The organism is Bacillus cereus group sp. Bce041, from assembly GCF_052646455.1.
The window spans coordinates 1-21,509 of the sequence record NZ_JBQXON010000028.1 but is presented as its reverse complement, the minus strand read 5'-3'; the positions used below and the strand labels follow the sequence as shown (position 1 = coordinate 21,509).

Here is a 21,509-nt window from a genome sequence, read left to right as displayed (position 1 = left end):
AAAGAGCAAGTATTACAAGTAACAAAAGGTGATTTCGTAGGATCAGCAAGTGGAGCGGTAGTATTAACAGCATTAATCGTATTTCTATCAAGCGTATTAGTATAATAGAAGTTTTAAATCAAACAAAAAAGGAAGGAGAATGAGGGATATGAACAGTGAACAAGTGTTTCAAGTAACAAAAACAGATTTATTAGGATCCTTAGGGGGAGCGGTAATATTAACATCATTTATTCTATTCCTTGCAAATGTATTAGTATGAGATATATAAATACAATCATTCAAAAAAAATAAAGACTCTAACGTATTAGTAAGTAGTTAATATGTTGGAGTCTTTTTTATATTCTTCTTATATCCCCTCAAGTATTAAAGTTACCTCATTATCCAGCATGCATGGCTAATTAAACGTTGCGGTTGAAACTTGATTCAACGAATAATCAAAAATCCACTGAATAAAATCCCGCTTTATTTCAAAGAGAAAAAAGTCGAATTTTATATGTAAGAAAAAAAGAGGAATTTGACAGAAAAGATAGAAAATTTTAAAGGTCAGAATTTGTTAGCTTGCTAACTAATTTCTATTAATTAACGTTGGAAGCGTTTTCGGTTGGTTTTAAGTATGGACCATTTAATCTATTTACAGGGGGATGAAGATATTATGAAACAAAAATCTATGGATACGCTAGCTGCACAAATGGAGGACTTTTTTCCAGTACGTGATGTAGATCATTTGGAATTTTACGTAGGGAATGCAAAGCAATCGAGTTATTATCTTGCGAGAGCGTTCGGATTCAAAATTGTGGCTTACTCTGGATTAGAAACTGGAAACCGTGAAAAGGTATCTTATGTTCTTGTGCAAAAAAATATGCGTTTCGTTGTGTCTGGAGCTTTAAGTAGTGAAAATCGTATTGCAGAGTTTGTAAAGACTCATGGTGATGGCGTGAAGGATGTGGCACTACTTGTTGATGATGTTGATAAAGCATACTCAGAAGCAGTGAAACGTGGTGCCGTCGCAATTGCTCCACCGCAGGAATTAACAGATGAGGACGGTACATTGAAAAAAGCAGTTATTGGTACGTATGGTGATACAATTCATACGCTTGTAGAGCGTAAAAATTATAAAGGGGCATTTATGCCAGGATTCCAAAAGGTAGAATTTAATATTCCATTTGAAGAGTCTGGTTTAATTGCTGTTGATCATGTAGTTGGTAATGTTGAAAAAATGGAAGAGTGGGTTAGTTATTACGAGAATGTTATGGGCTTTAAACAAATGATTCATTTTGATGATGACGATATTAGTACAGAGTATTCGGCGTTAATGTCGAAAGTTATGACGAATGGAAGTCGTATTAAGTTTCCTATTAACGAACCAGCAGATGGAAAGAGAAAGTCACAAATTCAAGAGTATCTAGAATTCTATAATGGAGCTGGTGTACAACATCTTGCTTTATTAACAAGTGATATTGTTAAAACAGTTGAAGCGCTTCGTGCAAATGGGGTGGAGTTTTTAGATACACCTGATACTTATTATGATGAGTTAACTGCACGAGTTGGAAAAATCGATGAAGAAATTGATAAGTTAAAAGAATTAAAGATTTTAGTAGATCGTGATGATGAAGGTTACTTACTACAAATCTTTACGAAACCAATTGTAGATCGCCCGACTTTATTTATTGAAATCATTCAACGTAAAGGTTCTCGTGGATTTGGTGAAGGAAACTTTAAAGCGTTATTCGAATCAATTGAAAGAGAACAAGAGCGTCGCGGAAACTTATAAGATTTGTATCCACCAGCAAAAGTCCCTTTGCTGGTGGAAATTTCATTTTTATAAGGAGGAATCAGGATGAAATTTGTTACATTTCGTCTTCCTTCAAAAGAACTACGGGCTGGATGGCTTGAAGGTGACAAAGTAATAGATATGAATCTTGCTAGTGAAGGGAAAATCCCTTCTTCTATGATTGCTTTTTTAGAGAAAGCGGATGAGTATGTAGAAGTAGTGCGGAATATTAAGAATCCAAATAAGGGTATATATGCTTTAGAAGAAGTACAATTGACAGCTGCTCTTCCTAATCCGAGTAGTATTCGAGATTTTTACGCATTTGAACAACATGTAAAAACAGCTCGCGGACGAAGAGGATTAGATGTTGTGCCTGAATGGTATGATATTCCGGTTTTTTATTTTACTAATCATCGTGCTGTAATTGGTTCCAGTGATTTTGTAATTGGTCCGAAAAAGTCTAAAAAGCTTGATTATGAGTTGGAGATTGCTTGCGTAATAGGAAGAGAAGGGCGAAATATTTCTCGTGAGCAAGCAGAGGAATATATTTTTGGTTATTGTATTATGAACGACTGGAGTGCGAGAGACTTACAAGCAACAGAAATGAAAGTAGGTCTCGGTCCAGCGAAAGGAAAAGACTTTGCAACTTCTTTAGGAGCACATCTTGTTACGAAAGAGGAATTAGACGTTTATCGTAATGGTGATCGATATAATTTAGAAATGACTGCTCATGTAAATGGAAAACTATTATCAAAAGGAAACTTCCAAGATATTTACTATACATTTGCTGAAATGATTGAACGTGCTTCAGAGGACGTTACGTTATATCCAGGAGATGTGATTGGTTCTGGGACAGTAGGAACAGGATGTATTTTAGAACTGGGTACAGAAGAGTGGCTACAAGATGGAGATGTTGTAGAACTGTCGATTACTGGTTTAGGTACACTACGTAATACGATCAAAAAAGAAAAGGAAGCGGGTGATGGGCATGTTTTATCGTCACATGGGAGAACTACCTCATAAACGACATGTACAATTTCGTAAAAAAGATGGATCGCTTTATCGTGAACAGGTAATGGGAACAAAAGGTTTTTCTGGTACGCAGTCTATTTTGTATCATCATTATATGCCGACAGAAGTAGGTCATTCTGCATTATCGCATTCTTGTCAGTTGCAGTATGAAGAGGATGTTGCTCTTTCTCATCGCCACTTTCGAACGAAAGAAAGTAAAAAAAGTGGTGATGCAATAAGTGGACGGAATTTCATACTTGGAAATGAAGATTTATTAATTGGAGTAGTGAGTCCAACAGAAAAAATGGATTATTTCTATCGTAATGGTGATGGCGACGAAATGTTATTTGTTCATTATGGAACAGGGAAAATTGAAACGATGTTTGGAACGATTCACTATAGAAAAGGCGACTATGTAACGATTCCAATTGGAACGATTTATCGTGTTATTCCAGATGAAGGAGAGACTAAGTTTCTTGTTGTAGAGGCGAATAGCCAAATTACAACGCCGCGTCGTTATCGAAATGAATACGGACAATTGTTAGAGCATAGTCCGTTTTGTGAAAGAGATCTTCGTGGTCCAGAAAAATTAGAGACATATGATGAAAAAGGCGAGTTTGTCGTAATGACAAAATCAAGAGGCTATATGCATAAACATGTTTTAGGACACCACCCGTTAGATGTTGTGGGATGGGATGGCTATTTATATCCGTGGGTATTTAATGTAGAGGATTTTGAACCAATTACAGGGCGCATTCATCAGCCACCGCCAGTACATCAAACATTTGAAGGACATAATTTTGTTATTTGCTCTTTCGTACCACGTTTATACGATTATCATCCAGAGTCAATTCCGGCACCATATTATCATAGTAATGTTAATAGTGATGAAGTTCTTTACTATGTAGAAGGAAACTTTATGAGTCGCAAAGGTGTGGAAGAAGGTTCTATTACACTTCATCCGAGCGGGATTCCCCATGGACCGCATCCGGGGAAAACAGAGGCAAGTATAGGGAAGAAAGAGACGCTTGAATTAGCTGTTATGATAGACACATTCCGTCCGCTTCGTATTGTAAAACAAGCACATGAAACAGAAGATGAAAAGTATATGTATAGCTGGATTGAACAAGGTTCATATACTGTGAAATAAGTAAAAAAGGCATGCTCTCAATAAGGGGGCATGCCTTTTTCACGGAATCGACATGTATAATAATACCAAAAAAATAATGGAAAGATATATAGAAAGAATAATAAGGATTGTGCATATTCAGAAGAATTTCTACTTGTTTCGACAAAAGTATTGACTAGGAAAAGCGTAATGAGTAAAATAAAAAAGCGAATTAAAAATTTTCAGAAAATTTAAAACTTGGAGGAGTGAAAGATGAAGCAAATTTTTCAAAAGAAGCCAATTGCAAAGTTAATGCAAGAAAGTAAGCAAAAAACGTTAGCAAGAACATTGGGCGCGCTAGATTTAACTATGCTTGGAATCGGAGCAATTGTTGGAACTGGTATTTTTGTTCTAACGGGTGTTGTGGCAGCGAAACATTCTGGGCCAGCTATTATATTATCATTTGCGATTGCCGCTCTAGCTTGTGCCTTTGCTGCATTTTGTTATGCTGAATTTGCTTCTTCAGTTCCTGTCTCGGGCAGTGTGTATACGTATACATACGCGACGATGGGGGAAGTATTCGCATTTTTAATTGGCTGGGACTTAATGCTGGAATATTTACTTGCTACATCTGCTGTAGCGAACGGTTGGTCTGCATATTTTCAATCTTTATTAAAGGGGTTTGGAATTCATATTCCGACTATTCTCTCCTCGGCTCCTGGTACAGGTAAGGGTGGAATAATTGATCTACCTGCAGTTCTAATTATTTTAGTGATGACAGTTCTTTTATCTAGGGGTGTTCGTGAAAGTGCACGAGTAAATAACATTATGGTATTTATTAAAATAGCAGTTGTTCTTATTTTTATCTTTGCTGGTTTTAATTATGTGAAACCTGAAAACTGGACGCCTTTTATGCCATTTGGTTTAGATGGTGTAATGGCTGGAGCGGCTACAGTATTCTTCGCATTTATAGGATTTGATGCAGTTTCAACAGCGGCAGAAGAAGTGAAACGTCCGCAACGTGATTTACCAATTGGTATTATTGCATCGTTATTAATTTGTACAGTTCTTTATATCGTTGTTTCGCTTATTTTGACAGGAATTGTTCCGTACGGACAGCTAAATATATCAGATCCAGTTGCTTTTGCACTTCAATTTATTGGACAAGATGGTTTAGCGGGGGTAATTTCAGTAGGAGCAATTACAGGAATTACAACAGTAATGCTAGTTATGATGTATGGGCAAGTTCGTGTTTCTTATGCGATGAGCCGAGATGGTTTACTGCCGAAGCGTCTTGCTAAAGTTCATCCGAAATTTAAAACGCCATTTTTAAATACATGGACAACGGGAATTATTGCGGCACTGATTTCAGGATTAATAGATTTAAATGTTTTAGCACATCTTGTAAATATGGGGACATTGTCAGCATTTGCACTCGTAGCTGTTGCGGTAATCGTAATGAGAAGAACACATCCAGACTTACCAAGGGCATTTAAGGCTCCGCTTGTACCATTTTTACCAGCATTAACAGTGATCTTCTGTTTATACTTAATGCTTCAATTATCGGGGACAGCATGGATTAGTTTTGGGATATGGATGGTTATTGGTATAGCGGTTTACTTCTTATATAGCCGAAAACATAGTGCTTTAAATAATAGTAAAAAAGAAGAAGATGTTGCAAATTTATAAGCGAAAAAATCCATTCTAATTCTGTTAGAATGGATTTTTTTATTTGAAAATTTACATTTTTCTGAACTTATTATAAGATAATTGTTGGCTAACTAAAGGGGTGAAATGATGAAAAATACGTGGCGTGAGTTAAGGGAGATGGACCGTAACGTATGGATTCGATTTATTGGAGAGACGTTAAATGGAATTGCAATGATGATGTTAATGCCTTTTTTTGCATTATATTTAAAAGATAAGGTAGATTCGTTGTTGGAAGTTGGGGTTATTATGGCGCTTTCTCCAATTGCTGCAAGTTTTGGATCACTTATAGGAGGGAGAATTGCTGACATATATGGAAGAAAGCCTATTATGATATTTTCTATGGCAAGTAATGCATTATTAATGCTCGGTTTTCTATTTATAGAAGGGTTTATTCCATATGCAATTTTATCTATTTTTTTAGGGTTGAGTAATTCTTTATTTCACCCAGCTGCATCAGCTATGGTCGCGGATGTAACGGCACCAGAAAAAAGAACAGAGGCATATGGTTTATTACGAATGGGACACAATATAGGTGCTGCGATTGGTCCGATAATGGGAGCATCAGTAGTTGTGTTGTCAAAGAACCTTGTGTTTATTATTGCCTCTTCTACAATGCTATTTTATGCGTTACTTGTATTACTTCTTATTCAAGAGACGATGCCAAAGAGGACAGATAAGGAAGAACATAAAGAAAAGGAATCTGGGGCAGTTTGGAAAATTGTAATGCGAGATAAGGCATTAATGATTTACTTATTAGCAGGTATTATCATTTCGATGGGGTTTTCTCAAACGGAAGGCATGTTGCCACTACATTTTGATAATGAAATGAAGCGTATTTTTGGAACGAACAATCCATATCCATATTTAATGGCGTTAAACGGACTATTAGTTGTTTTATTCCAGTTTCAAATTTCAAAATGGGCTACGGATAAACCGGTCGGGAAGACGATGTTATATGGTGCATGTTTATTCGGGATTGGATTATTTTTTATAGGGTGGTTACCGAAGTGGTTTGGAGAATTTAATACAAATGCTACAATTATTTTAATAACACTACTGTTCGTTTATGCTTTATATACGTTAGGTGAAATGATTATGTCGCCTGTACAGATGACATTTGTAGCAAATTTGGCCCCTGAGCATTTGAGAGGGACTTATATGGGAGCTGCAAGTTTGCAGTGGATTACAGGAAGCGCATTTGGTCCACTTTTGGGCGGTTTTTTATTAGATCGATTACTTGGTCACTTTCTATTTACAATTTTAGCTGTAGGATGTGTAGTTGCAGGTATTGTATATGTTTCTTTAGATCGCCTTGTTGAGCAAAGGCAAAAAGACACACTAACCAAACAATCTTCTTAGTGAATAGATGACATACACAAAAAAGGGGATTTCTACATATTTTAGGTACATAACTAGATTAGATTGCCATTTTATTTTGTGTAGCTATATAGAAAATGAAATGAAAAACCAATAAGTGATGTTATTTAATTATTTATGGAAGTTACATTTTATTTCAAATAGGAACTACCTATTTTTATAAAAAGTGCTAAAATAGAAAAATGAAAACAATTGGTTAGGGTGATTTCATTGACGAAAATTAAATTAGGTTTATTATATGGTGGAAAATCAGCTGAGCATCAAGTTTCGCTACAGACGGCTCTTGCTGCTATTAAAGCGTTAAATCAAGATAAATTCGAGATTCATCCAATTTATATTACAGAACAAGGTCAATGGGTACGTGGTGAGCGTATTGAAGGCGAAGTAACAGATGTTGAAGCTTTAAAAATGAGCGGTGCAGAAAATGCGATTTCTCCGTTATCATTAAGTACAGAAATTATCCCATCTGCAGCTTCTGAGGAGAACGCTATTGACGTTATTTTCCCATTACTACATGGACCAAACGGTGAAGATGGAACGGTTCAAGGACTATTAGAATTAATGAATATCCCTTATGTAGGAAATGGTGTTCTAGCATCATCTGCTGGTATGGATAAAGTTGTTATGAAAAACATCTTTGCAGAGGCTGGTTTAAAACAAGCAAAATATGCATCCTTCATTCGTAGTGCATGGGAAAAAAATCGTGAGGAAGCTTATTCTAAAGTAGAAGATAAGTTAGGATATCCTTGCTTCGTAAAACCAGCGAACCTTGGTTCAAGTGTTGGTATTAATAAGTGTAAAAATCGTGAAGAACTTGAGGATGCATTTGTAGAGGCATTCCAATTTGATCGCAAAATTATTGTAGAAGAAAATATTGTAGGTCGTGAAGTAGAAGTTGGGGTACTAGGTAATGATGAGCCGAAATGTTCAGTTGTAGGTGAAATCGTTCCGAAAAAGGACTTCTATGATTATAAGTCGAAATATATCGATGGTAATACGGCGCTAATTATTCCAGCTGAAATGACAGAAGAAGAATCTAATGTAATTAAGCGTGATGCGATTATTGCATTCCAATCATTAGACGGTGCAGGTTTAACGCGAGCTGATTTCTTCTTAACGAAAGATGGAGAAGTGTATATTAACGAAGTAAACACAATGCCAGGATTTACACCGTTCAGTATGTTCCCTCTATTATGGCAACATACTGGGTTACCGTATCCAGAATTAATCGAAGAGCTAATTCGTTTAGCGATTGAACGTCACGAAGAAAAACAAAAAATTAAATATACAATCTAACAAAAAAGGAGGAAGCACTATTCATAGGAATAGTGCTTCCTCTATGTAAGGAGCGTTTATATATGATAAAGCGAATGTTAAAGCAAGTGGAACAGATGGTAAATGGTACTGAATTAGCAGAGCAATATGAGGGAATTACTATTCAAGGCGTGTCTATTGATACGAGAAAAATTGAAAAAGGAAACTTGTATGTTCCGATTCAAGGGGAGCGCTTCGATGGACATGCTTTTGTAGATAAAGCTGTTGAAAATGGAGCTGTGGCTACATTATGGATGAAAGATGTAGCGAATCCACCTGAGAATCTTCCGGTTATTTTTGTAGAAGACACGCTATCGGCATTGCAAATGTTAGCGAAAAACTATCGCGATCAATTGGATGTTAAAGTTGTAGGTGTAACGGGTAGTAACGGTAAAACATCTACGAAAGATATTGTAACAAGTCTTCTTGCGACTAAATTCAAAGTGCAAAAAACAGAAGGGAACTTCAATAACCATATCGGATTACCTCTTACCATTTTAAACTTAGAAGAAAATACAGAAGTAGCAGTATTAGAGATGGGTATGTCAAGCCGAGGCGAAATTGAATTCTTATCTAAGTTAGCTCGTCCTAATGCAGCTATCATTACAAATATTGGTGAGGCACATTTAATGGATTTAGGATCTCGTGAGGCAATTGCTGAAGCGAAATTAGAAATTGTTACAGGATTACAAGAAGGTGGCGTGTTCGTATATAACGGAGATGAGCCTTTATTAACGAATCGTGTTCCTGGAATGAATTTAGCAGCAGAAACGGTTACGTTTGGTGATGCAAGAGCAAACGATTATTATCCAACGACTGTAACATTACAAGCAACTGGGACACATTTCAAAATGAATAGAGATGAAAATATTTCATTCTACTTACCGGTGTTAGGAAAACATAATGTGTATAATACACTTGCTTCAATGGCAATTGCGAAACATTTTGGTGTAACGTGGGAAGAGATGAAAGAAGGTTTAGTAACACTTCAAATGACGGGCATGCGTATGGAAATTGTGAAAACAAATAGTGGTTTAACAATTATCAACGATGCTTATAATGCAAGCCCGACGGCTATGGAAGCAGCATTCCATTTAATGAATGGTTTAGATGGTTTTGCTAAAAAAATCGTTGTGCTCGGTGATATGTTAGAACTTGGAGATCAAGAAGTACAGTTCCATTATGAGGTAGGAAAATTAATCGATCCAGCAAAAATCTCACATGTATTCACATACGGTAGATTAGGGGCTCAAATTGCTGAAGGAGCAAAAATTAATTTCCCTAATGAACGTGTAAAGGCGTATGATAATAAAGAAGAGTTAGTAAAAGATTTACAAGCAGTAGTCGATGTGAAAGATGTTGTATTAATAAAAGCATCTCGCGGTATGAAATTAGAAGAAGTAATTACGATGTTGAAATAATTGGTGTATATAAATAGGGATGATAGTTACGAAAATAGAAGAAACTTATAATAAGCGCTTACAGTAAATATAAAAAAATAAAAGTGAAGAAAAAAACTCTGAATATGAAAATAAGGTAACAGTTGGGTTTGCTTTTTACACATACAAAACTTATAATTGATAAAGTGTAATAACGTTTAGAAGTATTTTCGTGAAGAATATACGCCCGTTTATATACGTGAGCATTCAGGAAAAGGGCTTTTCCGCAAATTCGGAAAACGCCTTTTTTTAAATGATAAGTATAGGATAGAAAAGGAGAAGTAACATTGACAACATTTCGAGAATTAGGATTAAGTGATTCTTTACTGCAATCTGTTGAAAGTATGGGCTTTGAAGAGGCTACACCAATTCAAGCTGAAACAATTCCACATGCATTGCAAGGTAAAGATATTATTGGGCAAGCGCAAACAGGTACAGGGAAAACAGCAGCATTCGGATTACCACTATTAGATAAAGTGGATACACATAAAGAATCGGTTCAAGGTATTGTTATCGCGCCAACGCGTGAATTAGCAATTCAAGTTGGAGAAGAATTATACAAAATTGGTAAGCATAAACGCGTTCGTATTTTACCGATTTATGGTGGTCAAGATATTAACCGCCAAATTCGTGCTCTAAAAAAACACCCACACATTATTGTTGGTACGCCGGGTCGTATTTTAGATCATATTAACCGTAAAACACTTCGTCTGCAAAACGTAGAGACAGTTGTTCTTGACGAAGCGGATGAAATGTTAAACATGGGCTTCATTGAAGACATTGAAGCAATTTTAACAGATGTGCCAGAAACACATCAAACATTACTATTCTCAGCGACAATGCCGGATCCAATCCGCCGTATTGCTGAGCGTTTCATGACTGAGCCTCAACACATTAAAGTAAAAGCAAAAGAAGTAACAATGCCAAACATTCAGCAGTTCTATTTAGAAGTGCAAGAAAAGAAAAAGTTTGACGTGTTAACACGCTTATTAGATATTCAATCTCCAGAGCTTGCAATCGTATTTGGTCGTACAAAGCGTCGTGTTGATGAATTATCAGAAGCATTAAACTTACGTGGTTATGCTGCAGAAGGTATTCACGGTGATTTAACTCAGGCGAAACGTATGTCTGTATTACGTAAATTTAAAGAAGGTTCTATTGAAGTTCTTGTTGCAACAGACGTTGCTGCGCGTGGTCTTGATATTTCAGGCGTAACGCACGTATATAACTTCGATATTCCACAAGATCCAGAATCATACGTTCACCGTATCGGTCGTACTGGTCGTGCAGGTAAAAAAGGTATTGCAATGCTATTTGTAACACCACGTGAATCAGGACAATTAAAAAATATCGAGCGTACAACAAAACGTAAAATGGACCGTATGGATGCACCGACACTTGACGAGGCATTAGAAGGTCAACAACGTTTAATCGCTGAAAAGCTTCAAAGCACAATTGAAAATGAAAACTTAGCATACTACAAGCGTATTGCAGAAGAAATGTTAGAAGAAAATGACTCTGTAACAGTAGTAGCTGCTGCTTTAAAAATGATGACTAAAGAGCCGGATACAACTCCGATCGCTTTAACATCAGAACCACCTGTTGTTTCAAGAGGCGGCGGTTCTAAAAAACGCGGCGGTAACGGAGGCGGATACCGTGATGGTAACCGTAATCGTAGTCGTGATGGACGCGGCGGTGGCGATGGACGTAATCGTGACCGTAACCGTGATGGACGTAATCGTGACGGAAACCGTGATCGCAATCGTGATGGTAACCGCGATCGTAATCGTGATGGTGGTAGTCGTGGTCGTAGAGGTGAAGGCCAAGGTCGCCCTGGTTCTTCAAATGGACGCGGCGAAAGAAAACATCATAGCCGTCCACAAGCTTAATAAAAAAAAGAGAATGCCCTTTGCGGGCATTCTCTTTTTTTTATTTCTATAATTGTGCATACTACATAATAGTTATGATAGAAAAGGGGCTGTTATATGCTTGTAAGGCTTGGTTACGTTGCGATGAGTGTACATTTGAAGAATGCATCTCCATCTCAAACGATGACGTATGCACAGTTTCAGAAATTAGATGATCGTGATGCTGCAATTCGTAAGCTTGAAAGAATTGCTAATTCCAATTTAGAAAATTGTTTACGTTTATTAAAGCATAATAAAGGGCATGACATATCTTTCTTTCGGCTCAGTTCAAAGCTCATTCCTTTAGCGAATCATGAGGAATTGCTAGAGTGGAACTATATTCGTCCGTTAAAAGAAAATTTAAAAAAACTAGGTGAATATGCAGTTCATATGAATATGAGAATTGATTTCCATCCAGATCATTTTGTTGTACTAAATTCACCTGAGGAGAGTGTTTTTAAACAATCTGTAAAAACATTGCAGATGCACAAAAAATTATTAAAAGGCATGGGGATTGAACATAAGCAACGATGTGTACTGCATGTTGGAGGAGGATATAAAGATAAAGAACTTGCATTAGAGCGCTTTATAGAGAATTGGTCGAATGTCCCAAGGGGTATTCAAGAAATGATTATATTAGAAAATGATGATACAACCTTTACGTTAGAGGAAACATTATATTTAGGAGAAAAATTAGATATTCCCGTCGTATTTGACTTGCATCACCATATGATGAATAATGAGCAAGAAGATTGGTATGAAGATTGGGCACGTGTTGTTCATACGTGGGAAACGTCTTTGTTGCCGATTAAAATGCATATCTCTAGCCCTAGAGAGGGAAAAGATCCAAGAGCTCATGCAGATTATATTAATGTAGACGCATTTTTATCTTTTTTAAGAAGGATAAAGGGAAGTGTTCCGCAAATTGATTGTATGATTGAGGCGAAGATGAAGGATGAGTCTTTATTTCAATTAATGAGAGATTTAAGTGAACAAGTAGATGTAGAAATTATCGATGGTGCAAGCTTTTATATTAAATAAGCTTTGCACCATCGTTTTTTTTTGTTAAAAAAGGGGTTAAAATGCCACCGGTTATTAAACCTGTTAAATGACTGATCGGATTGGCAGAAGGGTTAAAGAAAGTAAATAGTAGTAATAGAAGTATCATAATTGAGAAAATGGCAATTTCTTTTGGTTTTGAAGAGCGGTATCGATTGTACAATAAAAATAACTGTGCACCTAATAGTCCGAAAATACCACCTGATGCACCTGCGTGAATATATTCAAGCGGCATAATAATATAAGAAGAAATATTTCCAGAAATTCCAGAGAGAAAAAATAGAATAAAAAAAGAAAAGTGTCCGAGTTGCTTTTCGATAGAAGAACCAAGAGCAAACAAAAAAATACTATTAGAAAGAAAATGTTGTAAGTCTACGTGTACGAGAAGAGAAGTTATGACACGCCACCATTCTCCTTTCGCGATATATTCATTAGAGGCTGCCAGTGGTAAGAGAAAAAAGTCGCCTAATATCATCATGACTAAATGAATAAGAAGTAAGGTAAGAATAGTCGGTTGTAAAGAAATATGAGTGGATCTTATTATCATACGGTTACTATCACCCCTTTTGCATCAGAAAGATTCTCTGTTATTCTTATCAATATGAAAGAAGAAAGTTAAATAGAAGAAGGGGATTTCGAAATGATTATAGGGATTGGTATCGATATTATTGAATTAAATCGTATTGAAAAAATGCTAGATGGAAAGCTTAAATTTATGGAACGTATTTTAACGGAAAATGAACGTAATGTTGCTATGGAGCTGAAAGGAAGTCGCCTTACAGAGTTTGTAGCTGGAAGGTTTGCAGCGAAAGAGGCGTATTCAAAAGCTGTAGGTACTGGTATCGGAAAAGAAGTGAGTTTTTTAGATATTGAAGTGAAAAATGATGAAAGAGGTAAGCCAATTCTGATTACAAGTACAGAGTATATTGTTCATTTATCAATTAGTCATAGTAAGGAATTTGCTGTTGCTCAAGTTGTTTTAGAAAGCTTGTCACGCTAGTCTGCATATTTTATATCTTTGTCTCATATATTTGAGGTAGCGATAAGGAAGGTACATCTTCCATTCATTTATAGGGGCAAAGGGGCTGAATTGATGAAAAGGCGTCTGTTTTTAGTTCTTGTCGGTTTGTTGACCGTTTTTGTGTTGGCGGGTTGTATGGAAAAGAAGCAAGATGATGTCGTGAGAGATTTAGAATCAAAAGTAAAAGGGATGAAAAGTTATCAAGCTGAGGCAAAATTATCTATTAAAACAGGCAATGAGCCTCAAGAGTATAACGTAGAGATTTGGCATAAGGAACCGTCTTTTTATCGTGTGAATTTAAAAAATGCAAAAAAAGATCAGAGCCAAATTATTTTGAGAAATGAAGAAGGTGTATTTGTATTAACGCCAGCACTTAATAAGAGCTTCCGTTTTCAAAGTGATTGGCCGCAAAATAGTAGCCAGGCTTATTTATATGAATCACTTGTAAGAGATATTTTGCAGGACAAGAAAAACCTTACTTTTGAGAAAACAGATAAGTATTATATTTTTAAAACAAAAACAAACTATCAACATCAAAATATGTTGCCGAGACAAGAGATTACATTGAATAAGAGCGACTTGACTCCAGTTTCAGTGAAGTTAATGGATAATGATCAAAATGTTCTTGTGAAAGTAGATTTCTCTAAAGTGAAATTCGATGCGAAATTTGATAAAGGTGCATTTGATACGAAACAAAATATGTCTAGAGCGCAGGTAGATGTTCAAACAACAGCGAAAGAAGACAAACCGTTTGCTATTTTGTATCCACTTGATACACCACAAGGTATGACTCTGCAAGATGAAAAAGAGTTGAAGACAGACAGTGGCAAGCGTGCGATACTCACATACACTGGAAATAAGAAATCCTTTACTTTAATACAAGAAAAGGCAAAAGTTGCAGAGGCATCATCAGCGGTAAGTGTAAGTGGAGAACCAGTTGATCTTGGATTTACGATTGGTGCATTAACGAAAGACTCTGTAACGTGGTCGCATAACGGAGTAGAATATATGCTCGTGTCTAAAGGTTTAGAGCAGAAGGAGCTGTTAATGGTTGCTCGTTCAGTTACAGCGAAGCAGGTGAAGTAAACTTCTTAGACGTGGTGATATATGTGCACCACGTCTTTTCTTAGTTTGAAGGTGGATTTCATAAAAGAAGCATATAAAAGAATAAGCTTCGCATATCGTGTATAAGGAAGTGTATTTATGGAAGAAGCACCATTTTACCGTGACACTTGGGTGGAAGTGGATTTAGATGCCATTTATAACAACGTTACACATATTAAAGAGTTCATCCCAAGTAATGTAGAGATTTTTGCTGTAGTTAAAGCAAACGCATATGGGCACGATTATGTACCGGTGGCTAAAACGGCATTAGAAGCAGGTGCAACAAGGTTAGCTGTTGCTTTTTTAGATGAAGCTTTAGTGCTTCGGAGGGCTGGTATTACTGAGCCGATTTTAGTGTTAGGTCCCTCGCCGCCGCGTGATGTAAATGTAGCTGCTGAAAATGATGTAGCGCTAACTGTTTTTCAAAAAGAATGGGTGGACGAAGCAATTAAACTTTGGGATGGTTCATCTGTAATGAAATTCCATATTAACTTTGATAGTGGTATGGGGAGAATTGGAATACGTGAAAGAAAAGAGCTAAAAGAATTTTTAAAGAGTTTAGAGGGTGCACCGTTTTTAGAGTTAGAAGGAGTATACACGCATTTTGCAACGGCAGATGAGGTTGAGACTTCGTATTTTGATAAGCAATATAACACGTTCTTAGAGCAGTTAAGTTGGTTGAAAGAATTCGGAGTGGATCCTAAGTTTGTTCATACAGCTAATAGTGCTGCGACGTTACGTTTTCAAGGGATTACATTTAATGCAGTGCGAATTGGGATTGCAATGTATGGATTATCTCCTTCTGTAGAAATACGTCCTTTTTTACCATTTGAATTAGAACCGGCGCTATCACTTCATACGAAAGTCGCTCATATTAAACAGGTAATTAAAGGTGATGGAATTAGTTATAACGTCACCTACCGAACGAAAACTGAAGAATGGATTGCGACTGTAGCGATTGGCTATGCAGATGGGTGGCTTAGGAGGTTACAAGGATTTGAAGTGCTTATAAATGGTAAAAGGGTACCGATTGTAGGGCGAGTAACAATGGATCAGTTCATGATTCATCTTCCTTGTGAAGTGCCACTTGGTACGAAAGTTACGCTTATTGGAAGGCAAGGAGATGAGTATATTAGCGCTACAGAGGTTGCGGAATACTCAGGGACTATTAATTATGAAATTATTGCAACGATCAGTTTCCGTGTGCCAAGAATATTTATACGGAATGGTAAGGTTGTAGAGATAATTAATTACTTGAACAATATATAGAAGGTAGTATGATTGCTTCTTGTCATTGGAGTGACTGTTCATTGCTGGATAATAAGCTCTTTTTGATGAGAAGCTTTTTACTTATAATCATTTTTTATATAAGTTGCACGTAAGTTTTGAAGAGGAGTTCTATTGTTTTTAGTTAGTTATGAGATAAAAAATTTAAGAAGATGAATGTTTTGTTTGTGAATTGGAAAACATAAGCAAGGAATAAGGAAGTCTTTGCAACAGGCTCCATACAATGGTATTATTACAATAGGTGTCATATATATATTTGGGTGTGTAGTTGACGGTGGAGGTGTATTTTTGTGTCCGAATCAAGTGTAACTACTGAAATCGTGGTTCGGTTGCCAAAGCAAATGGTAACGGAATTGGACGGAATTGGAAAACAAGAGAATAAGAATCGCCATGAACTAATTTGCCAGGCAACACAATTGTTATTGCGTCAACATAAGACGAAGAAACGCTACCAACATGAATCAATGCGACGTGGGTACATTGAAATGGGAAAAATTAATCTTGGTATTGCATCTGAAGCTTTCTTAGCAGAGTATGAAGCAGCTCATACAGTAGAACGCTTAGTTAGCGGGGGGTAATATTTTGATTGTAAAACGCGGCGACGTGTATTTTGCAGACCTTTCCCCAGTTGTTGGTTCTGAGCAAGGAGGCGTTCGTCCGGTTCTTGTCATTCAAAATGACATCGGAAATCGTTTTAGTCCAACGGTGATTGTAGCGGCTATTACTGCACAGATTCAAAAAGCGAAATTACCCACTCATGTGGAAATTGATGCGAAAAAGTACGGTTTTGAGAGAGATTCTGTTATTTTACTTGAGCAGATTCGAACAATCGATAAGCAGCGCTTAACGGACAAAATCACTCACTTAGATGAAGTGATGATGATTCGTGTAGATGAAGCGCTACAAATTAGTTTAGGACTAATAGATTTTTAAATCGGCAGTTTAAGTTGCTCTCTTTGAAGGGCAACTTTTTTTATTATAGAGGAGGTTACGGTTGTATATGGAAATGGTAGATAATCGACAAGCGTTAATGAAAATGTTAGTGAAAGAATTAGGCTTTACCGAAAAGCAAGTTCGTCATGTTATTCAATTAACAGAAGAAGGTAACACAGTTCCATTTATTGCTCGTTACCGAAAAGAATGGACAGGCTCTTTAGATGAGGTGCAAATTCGTACGATTTTAGAGAGATGGCAATATATGATGCAACTTGAAGATAGGAAGGAAGAAGTTCTTCGTCTTATTGATGAGAAGGGGAAACTGACAGAAGAGCTACGACAGCAAATTGTTAAAGCTACAAAGTTGCAAGAAGTAGAAGATCTATATCGTCCATATAAAGAGAAAAGAAGAACGAAAGCGACAGTTGCTAAAGAAAAAGGATTAGAACCATTAGCTGAATGGTTATTGTTATATAAGAAAGAAGATCCGGCTAAAAAGGCAGTGGAATTTATTAATGTAGAGAAAGAAGTGCAATCTGCAGAAGAAGCTTTACAAGGTGCACAAGACATTATTGCAGAAATGGTTTCAGATGAAGCTGCGTATCGTAGTTGGATTCGAAATGTTACTTTTAGAAAAGGTGTTATGTCTTCTTCCGTGAAAGATGAAGAAAAAGATGAAAAGAATATATATGAAATGTATTACAGTTATGAAGAACCATTGCAAAAAGTAGTACCACATCGTGTATTAGCAATGAATCGTGGCGAGAAAGAAGATATATTGAGAGTTGCTGTTGTTCCGCCAGTAGATGAGATAGTAACCTTCTTAAATAAGAAAGTAATTCGTGATAACGATTCGAAAAGTGCACATTATGTACAATTAGCGATTGAAGATGGTTATAAACGATTAATTCAATCTTCAATCGAAAGAGAGATTCGTAAAGAATTAACAGAAACAGCTGAAGAACAAGCAATACATATTTTCTCTGAGAACTTACGTAACTTATTATTACAACCTCCGATGAAAGGGAAAGTCGTGCTAGCGGTAGATCCGGCATATAGAACTGGTTGTAAATTGTCTGTAGTAGATGATACGGGGAAAGTACTACATATCGATGTTATTTATCCGCATCCACCTGTTCGTAAATATGATGATGCAAAAACGAAAGTTCTTTCTATTATAGATAAATATCAAGTTGAAATGATTGCAATTGGTAATGGGACAGCATCTAGAGAAACAGAAGAGTTTATAGTAGATGTATTACAAAGTGTGAACCGAGATGTCTTTTATATTATTGTAAATGAAGCGGGTGCTAGTGTATATTCAGCTTCTGATTTAGCCCGTGAGGAATTCCCAAATTTACAAGTTGAAGAGAGAAGTGCCGTTTCTATTGGGAGACGTCTGCAAGATCCACTTGCTGAACTTGTGAAAATTGATCCTAAATCAGTTGGGGTTGGACAATACCAACATGATGTATCTCAAAAGAGACTGAATGAGTCATTAACATTTGTAGTAGAAACAGCTGTTAACCAAGTTGGGGTTAATGTAAATACGGCTTCGGTTGCATTGTTACAATATGTTTCAGGTTTATCGAAAACTGTTGCGAAAAATATTGTAGCAAAGAGAGAAGAAGATGGGAAATTCACGAAGCGCACGGAATTAAAGAAAATCCCACGTTTAGGTGCAAAGACTTATGAACAATGTATAGGTTTCTTACGTATACTAGAAGGAGCGAATCCATTAGATCGAACAGGTATTCATCCAGAGCAATATAAAAATGTTGAATTGTTATTGAAGAGTCTAGGGTTATCGATAGATGACGTAGGACAACCGCAATTACAAAAGAGATTGGAAGAAGTAGAGATTTCTAAGTTATCTCAAGAAACAGGAGTTGGGGAGCCGACGTTAGTTGATATTATAGATGCGCTTATTAGTCCTGAACGAGATATGAGGGATGAGTTGCCTAAACCACTTTTGAAAAAAGGGATTTTGAAATTAGAAGATTTAAAACGTGGTATGGAACTAGAAGGAACAGTTCGTAACGTTGTTGATTTTGGTGCTTTTGTTGATGTTGGTGTAAAGCAAGATGGTTTAGTACATATTTCTAAACTTAGCAAACAGTTTGTAAAGCATCCGTTAGATGTTGTATCAGTAGGGCAAATTGTAAAAGTATGGGTAGATGATATTGATACAAAAAAAGGACGCGTTGCACTATCTATGTTGCCGATTGAATAGTAAGAGAAGAGAGCAGATGAAACTGCTCTTTTTTTATGAAATAAAAAGTGTAATGGATTATGAGCTTTGATGTATTTTGCTATAATAAAACCAGCATTCATTTAATAACTTAATTTGATACCGGTTTTTTTCGAAATATGCACGTTGCATTTGTTTTTTTAGCCACGTAGGCATAGGAATCCCTCCTTGTTTAATCCTGCTCTCAAAAATCTAAAATGCTATTGATGAGAGGTTGGTGAGTGGATTTCTATTCATGTTTTGTTTTTAGAAACCACGCTTCTTACATGAGGATGGGTATATGTACTATTTAATATATGTATAAGAAGGGAGAAAAGTGTAAAAATATTTTTTTGTTTAGGAGGAATGAGAGTGGATGAGCAAGAAATTCAGCGACTAGTGGAAGAAGTGTCACTACAATACTTTGAGATGCCGTTCTTACATAAAGCGGTGTTTAATAATAGATTACGTACAACTGGTGGGCGTTATTTATTGAAGAGTCATAATATCGAACTGAATTATCGATATTACGAATTGTATGGTGAAGAAGAGTTAGTCGGGATTATTAAACATGAGCTTTGTCATTATCACTTACATATTGCAGGAAGAGGGTATAAGCACAGGGACAGGGATTTTCGTGAGTTGTTAAAGAAAGTTGATGCACCACGTTTTTGTAAACGAATGATTAATGAAGAGAAGGAAAAAAAGATTTATAAGTATGAATGTATGGAGTGTTCACTTCAATATGTAAGAAGGCGTCAAATAAATATAAAAAGATATGTCTGTGGAAAGTGTAAAGGGAAACTCAAACCGATATCGAAAACATCTTGACAGTAAAAACGCAATCCAGTATATTATAAACATGTCACGTTTGAACAAGATGTTGTTAAAAACTTCTTGACTTACAGAGAGAATTTTTATAAGATACAAATTGTCTTCATTATTCCGCAGTAGCTCAGTGGTAGAGCTATCGGCTGTTAACCGATCGGTCGTAGGTTCGAGTCCTACCTGCGGAGCCATACAGAGAAGTACCCAAGTGGCTCAAGGGGCTCCCCTGCTAAGGGAGTAGATCGCTAACGCGGTGCGAGGGTTCGAATCCCTTCTTCTCTGCCATACATATTGGCCCGTTGGTCAAGTGGTTAAGACACCGCCCTTTCACGGCGGTAACACGGGTTCGAATCCCGTACGGGTCACCACTTCGGAGGATTAGCTCAGCTGGGAGAGCACCTGCCTTACAAGCAGGGGGTCGGCGGTTCGATCCCGTCATCCTCCACCATATAATTTTATATGAATAGTATTGTCGCGGGGTGGAGCAGCACGGTAGCTCGTCGGGCTCATAACCCGAAGGTCGCAGGTTCAAATCCTGTCCCCGCAACCAAATGGTCCCGTGGTGTAGTGGTTAACATGCCTGCCTGTCACGCAGGAGATCGCCGGTTCGACCCCGGTCGGGACCGCCATTTTAACTTCTGCTATATAGCAGTTGTTTTTTATTGGACATTATGTTACAATAACATTTGTCTTTGAAAAGAAGATAATTATTTCGATGGGCTATAGCCAAGCGGTAAGGCAACGGACTTTGACTCCGTCATGCGCTGGTTCGAATCCAGCTAGCCCAGCCATTTACGAGCCATTAGCTCAGTTGGTAGAGCATCTGACTTTTAATCAGAGGGTCGAAGGTTCGAGTCCTTCATGGCTCACTTTTGTTTTTTCCGCGCGGTCGTGGCGGAACGGCAGACGCGCTAGGTTGAGGGCCTAGTGGGGGAAACCCCGTGGAGGTTCAAGTCCTCTCGGCCGCATCAAAAAAATCTTAAAAAAGTGCTTGCATTTGAAAATGTAGTATGATAAGATAATTGAGTCGCCAAATTACAACGACGGAAAAACATCATGAATAAGCGCCCGTAGCTCAATTGGATAGAGCGTTTGACTACGGATCAAGAGGTTAGGGGTTCGACTCCTCTCGGGCGCGCCAATTACGGGAAGTGGCTCAGCTTGGTAGAGCACCTGGTTTGGGACCAGGGGGTCGCAGGTTCAAATCCTGTCTTCCCGACCACGCGGGTGTAGTTTAGTGGTAAAACAAGAGCCTTCCAAGCTCTGGTCGAGAGTTCGATTCTCTTCACCCGCTTTTAGTTCTTTGAAAACTGAACGAAACAAACAACGTGAAACGTCAATTTTTATTTTAGATGCTAGACAAACTAACTTTATTGGAGAGTTTGATCCTGGCTCAGGATGAACGCT

20 protein-coding genes and 12 tRNA genes are annotated in these 21,509 nt (G+C 37.1%); 30 read left to right on the top strand and 2 right to left on the bottom strand.

Annotation, left to right across the window (positions count from 1 at the left end):
- The 11 genes from ACUN13_RS31010 to uvsE all read left to right on the top strand — a co-directional run.
- The coding region (locus ACUN13_RS31010) for a DUF3948 family protein (protein ID WP_000575050.1) at positions 1-105 on the top strand (105 nt) is incomplete at its 5' end.
- 43 nt (positions 106-148) lie between these two features.
- Complete coding sequence (locus tag ACUN13_RS31005) at positions 149-259, top strand: DUF3948 family protein (RefSeq protein WP_001083690.1); 111 nt, start codon at positions 149-151, stop codon at positions 257-259.
- A gap of 393 nt (positions 260-652) precedes the next feature.
- A complete protein-coding gene (gene hppD, locus ACUN13_RS31000; RefSeq protein WP_000810922.1) occupies positions 653-1,771 on the top strand; it encodes a 4-hydroxyphenylpyruvate dioxygenase in 1,119 nt (372 codons plus the stop codon).
- A 66-nt stretch (positions 1,772-1,837) separates the two neighbouring features.
- Positions 1,838-2,794: a fumarylacetoacetate hydrolase family protein gene (locus ACUN13_RS30995; protein WP_000674004.1), complete on the top strand. Its 957-nt coding sequence runs from the start codon at positions 1,838-1,840 to the stop codon at positions 2,792-2,794.
- Positions 2,760-3,932 (top strand): homogentisate 1,2-dioxygenase, encoded by a 1,173-nt coding sequence (locus tag ACUN13_RS30990; protein WP_013141710.1) that lies wholly within the window; start codon positions 2,760-2,762, stop codon positions 3,930-3,932. The genes ACUN13_RS30995 and ACUN13_RS30990 overlap by 35 nt, the downstream gene beginning before the upstream one ends.
- 231 nt (positions 3,933-4,163) lie before the next feature.
- The gene (locus tag ACUN13_RS30985) at positions 4,164-5,579 is read left to right on the top strand and encodes an amino acid permease (protein ID WP_000809361.1); all 1,416 of its coding nucleotides are present in this window, start codon (positions 4,164-4,166) and stop codon (positions 5,577-5,579) included.
- Between the two features lie 108 nt (positions 5,580-5,687).
- Positions 5,688-6,959 (top strand): MDR family MFS transporter, encoded by a 1,272-nt coding sequence (locus ACUN13_RS30980; RefSeq protein ID WP_000799721.1) that lies wholly within the window; start codon positions 5,688-5,690, stop codon positions 6,957-6,959.
- A 228-nt stretch (positions 6,960-7,187) separates the two neighbouring features.
- Complete coding sequence (locus tag ACUN13_RS30975; protein WP_445424175.1) at positions 7,188-8,273, top strand: D-alanine--D-alanine ligase; 1,086 nt, start codon at positions 7,188-7,190, stop codon at positions 8,271-8,273.
- Between the two features lie 62 nt (positions 8,274-8,335).
- Positions 8,336-9,712, top strand: coding sequence for a UDP-N-acetylmuramoyl-tripeptide--D-alanyl-D-alanine ligase (gene murF / locus ACUN13_RS30970; RefSeq protein WP_000595957.1), 1,377 nt, complete (start codon positions 8,336-8,338; stop codon positions 9,710-9,712).
- 305 nt (positions 9,713-10,017) lie between these two features.
- Positions 10,018-11,619 carry a DEAD/DEAH box helicase gene (locus ACUN13_RS30965; protein ID WP_000206592.1) on the top strand — a complete coding sequence of 534 codons (1,602 nt, stop codon included), beginning with the start codon at positions 10,018-10,020 and terminating at the stop codon, positions 11,617-11,619.
- 96 nt (positions 11,620-11,715) lie between these two features.
- The gene (gene uvsE / locus ACUN13_RS30960; RefSeq protein ID WP_000961166.1) at positions 11,716-12,678 is read left to right on the top strand and encodes a UV DNA damage repair endonuclease UvsE; all 963 of its coding nucleotides are present in this window, start codon (positions 11,716-11,718) and stop codon (positions 12,676-12,678) included.
- Here uvsE and ACUN13_RS30955 read toward each other — a convergent pair.
- Positions 12,671-13,243, bottom strand: coding sequence for a rhomboid family intramembrane serine protease (locus tag ACUN13_RS30955; protein ID WP_000586917.1), 573 nt, complete (start codon positions 13,241-13,243; stop codon positions 12,671-12,673). The genes uvsE and ACUN13_RS30955 overlap by 8 nt on opposite strands.
- A gap of 93 nt (positions 13,244-13,336) precedes the next feature.
- On the opposite strand from ACUN13_RS30955, the gene acpS reads away from it, so the two are divergent.
- The 6 genes from acpS (at position 13,337) to ACUN13_RS30925 (ending at position 19,277) form a co-directional block, all read left to right on the top strand.
- On the top strand, positions 13,337-13,696 hold the full coding sequence (gene acpS, locus ACUN13_RS30950) for a holo-ACP synthase (protein WP_000583416.1): 360 nt from the start codon (positions 13,337-13,339) through the stop codon (positions 13,694-13,696).
- Between the two features lie 156 nt (positions 13,697-13,852).
- A complete protein-coding gene (locus ACUN13_RS30945) occupies positions 13,853-14,803 on the top strand; it encodes a LolA family protein (RefSeq protein WP_001998927.1) in 951 nt (316 codons plus the stop codon).
- A 117-nt stretch (positions 14,804-14,920) separates the two neighbouring features.
- The gene (alr, locus tag ACUN13_RS30940) at positions 14,921-16,090 is read left to right on the top strand and encodes an alanine racemase (RefSeq protein ID WP_000390615.1); all 1,170 of its coding nucleotides are present in this window, start codon (positions 14,921-14,923) and stop codon (positions 16,088-16,090) included.
- Between the two features lie 308 nt (positions 16,091-16,398).
- Complete coding sequence (locus tag ACUN13_RS30935; RefSeq protein WP_000004570.1) at positions 16,399-16,686, top strand: antitoxin EndoAI; 288 nt, start codon at positions 16,399-16,401, stop codon at positions 16,684-16,686.
- Positions 16,687-16,690: 4 nt separating this feature from the next.
- Entirely contained in the window at positions 16,691-17,041 is a 351-nt protein-coding gene (ndoA, locus tag ACUN13_RS30930) for a type II toxin-antitoxin system endoribonuclease NdoA (RefSeq protein ID WP_000635963.1), read from the top strand.
- 67 nt (positions 17,042-17,108) lie between these two features.
- On the top strand, positions 17,109-19,277 hold the full coding sequence (locus tag ACUN13_RS30925) for a Tex family protein (protein WP_000426242.1): 2,169 nt from the start codon (positions 17,109-17,111) through the stop codon (positions 19,275-19,277).
- Positions 19,278-19,334: 57 nt separating this feature from the next.
- Here the strand turns inward: ACUN13_RS30925 and cmpA are convergent, their stop codons facing one another.
- Entirely contained in the window at positions 19,335-19,451 is a 117-nt protein-coding gene (gene cmpA, locus ACUN13_RS30920) for a cortex morphogenetic protein CmpA (RefSeq protein WP_001143642.1), read from the bottom strand.
- Between the two features lie 195 nt (positions 19,452-19,646).
- Here cmpA and ACUN13_RS30915 point away from each other — a divergent pair, with 195 nt between their 5' ends.
- From ACUN13_RS30915 to ACUN13_RS30855, 13 genes are all read left to right on the top strand, one after another.
- The gene (locus ACUN13_RS30915) at positions 19,647-20,105 is read left to right on the top strand and encodes a SprT family protein (RefSeq protein ID WP_000344234.1); all 459 of its coding nucleotides are present in this window, start codon (positions 19,647-19,649) and stop codon (positions 20,103-20,105) included.
- A 113-nt stretch (positions 20,106-20,218) separates the two neighbouring features.
- A tRNA-Asn gene (locus ACUN13_RS30910) sits at positions 20,219-20,293 on the top strand.
- A 3-nt stretch (positions 20,294-20,296) separates the two neighbouring features.
- Positions 20,297-20,387, top strand: a tRNA-Ser gene (locus tag ACUN13_RS30905).
- Positions 20,388-20,395: 8 nt separating this feature from the next.
- A tRNA-Glu gene (locus tag ACUN13_RS30900) sits at positions 20,396-20,470 on the top strand.
- 4 nt (positions 20,471-20,474) lie between these two features.
- A tRNA-Val gene (locus ACUN13_RS30895) sits at positions 20,475-20,550 on the top strand.
- Positions 20,551-20,575: 25 nt separating this feature from the next.
- A tRNA-Met gene (locus ACUN13_RS30890) sits at positions 20,576-20,652 on the top strand.
- A gap of 3 nt (positions 20,653-20,655) precedes the next feature.
- Positions 20,656-20,731: transfer RNA gene (locus ACUN13_RS30885), tRNA-Asp, on the top strand.
- Positions 20,732-20,818: 87 nt separating this feature from the next.
- A tRNA-Gln gene (locus ACUN13_RS30880) sits at positions 20,819-20,893 on the top strand.
- 5 nt (positions 20,894-20,898) lie between these two features.
- Positions 20,899-20,971, top strand: a tRNA-Lys gene (locus tag ACUN13_RS30875).
- 16 nt (positions 20,972-20,987) lie between these two features.
- Positions 20,988-21,070: transfer RNA gene (locus ACUN13_RS30870), tRNA-Leu, on the top strand.
- A 96-nt stretch (positions 21,071-21,166) separates the two neighbouring features.
- Positions 21,167-21,243, top strand: a tRNA-Arg gene (locus ACUN13_RS30865).
- A 4-nt stretch (positions 21,244-21,247) separates the two neighbouring features.
- Positions 21,248-21,324: transfer RNA gene (locus tag ACUN13_RS30860), tRNA-Pro, on the top strand.
- A gap of 1 nt (position 21,325) precedes the next feature.
- A tRNA-Gly gene (locus ACUN13_RS30855) sits at positions 21,326-21,396 on the top strand.
- The last annotated feature ends 113 nt before the right edge of the window (positions 21,397-21,509 follow it).

Excerpts from the sequence above, each read along its gene's own strand:
- ACUN13_RS31005 (WP_001083690.1), top strand. The coding sequence starts at position 149 with ATGAACAGTGAACAAGTGTTTCAAGTAACAAAAACAGATTTATTAGGA.
- hppD (WP_000810922.1), top strand. The coding sequence starts at position 653 with ATGAAACAAAAATCTATGGATACGCTAGCTGCACAAATGGAGGACTTT.
- ACUN13_RS30995 (WP_000674004.1), top strand. The coding sequence starts at position 1,838 with ATGAAATTTGTTACATTTCGTCTTCCTTCAAAAGAACTACGGGCTGGA.
- ACUN13_RS30990 (WP_013141710.1), top strand. The coding sequence starts at position 2,760 with ATGTTTTATCGTCACATGGGAGAACTACCTCATAAACGACATGTACAA.
- ACUN13_RS30985 (WP_000809361.1), top strand. The coding sequence starts at position 4,164 with ATGAAGCAAATTTTTCAAAAGAAGCCAATTGCAAAGTTAATGCAAGAA.
- ACUN13_RS30980 (WP_000799721.1), top strand. The coding sequence starts at position 5,688 with ATGAAAAATACGTGGCGTGAGTTAAGGGAGATGGACCGTAACGTATGG.
- murF (WP_000595957.1), top strand. The coding sequence starts at position 8,336 with ATGATAAAGCGAATGTTAAAGCAAGTGGAACAGATGGTAAATGGTACT.
- uvsE (WP_000961166.1), top strand. The coding sequence starts at position 11,716 with ATGCTTGTAAGGCTTGGTTACGTTGCGATGAGTGTACATTTGAAGAAT.
- ACUN13_RS30955 (WP_000586917.1), bottom strand. The coding sequence starts at position 13,243 with ATGATAATAAGATCCACTCATATTTCTTTACAACCGACTATTCTTACC.
- acpS (WP_000583416.1), top strand. The coding sequence starts at position 13,337 with ATGATTATAGGGATTGGTATCGATATTATTGAATTAAATCGTATTGAA.
- ACUN13_RS30945 (WP_001998927.1), top strand. The coding sequence starts at position 13,853 with ATGGAAAAGAAGCAAGATGATGTCGTGAGAGATTTAGAATCAAAAGTA.
- alr (WP_000390615.1), top strand. The coding sequence starts at position 14,921 with ATGGAAGAAGCACCATTTTACCGTGACACTTGGGTGGAAGTGGATTTA.
- ACUN13_RS30925 (WP_000426242.1), top strand. The coding sequence starts at position 17,109 with ATGGAAATGGTAGATAATCGACAAGCGTTAATGAAAATGTTAGTGAAA.
- cmpA (WP_001143642.1), bottom strand. The coding sequence starts at position 19,451 with ATGCCTACGTGGCTAAAAAAACAAATGCAACGTGCATATTTCGAAAAA.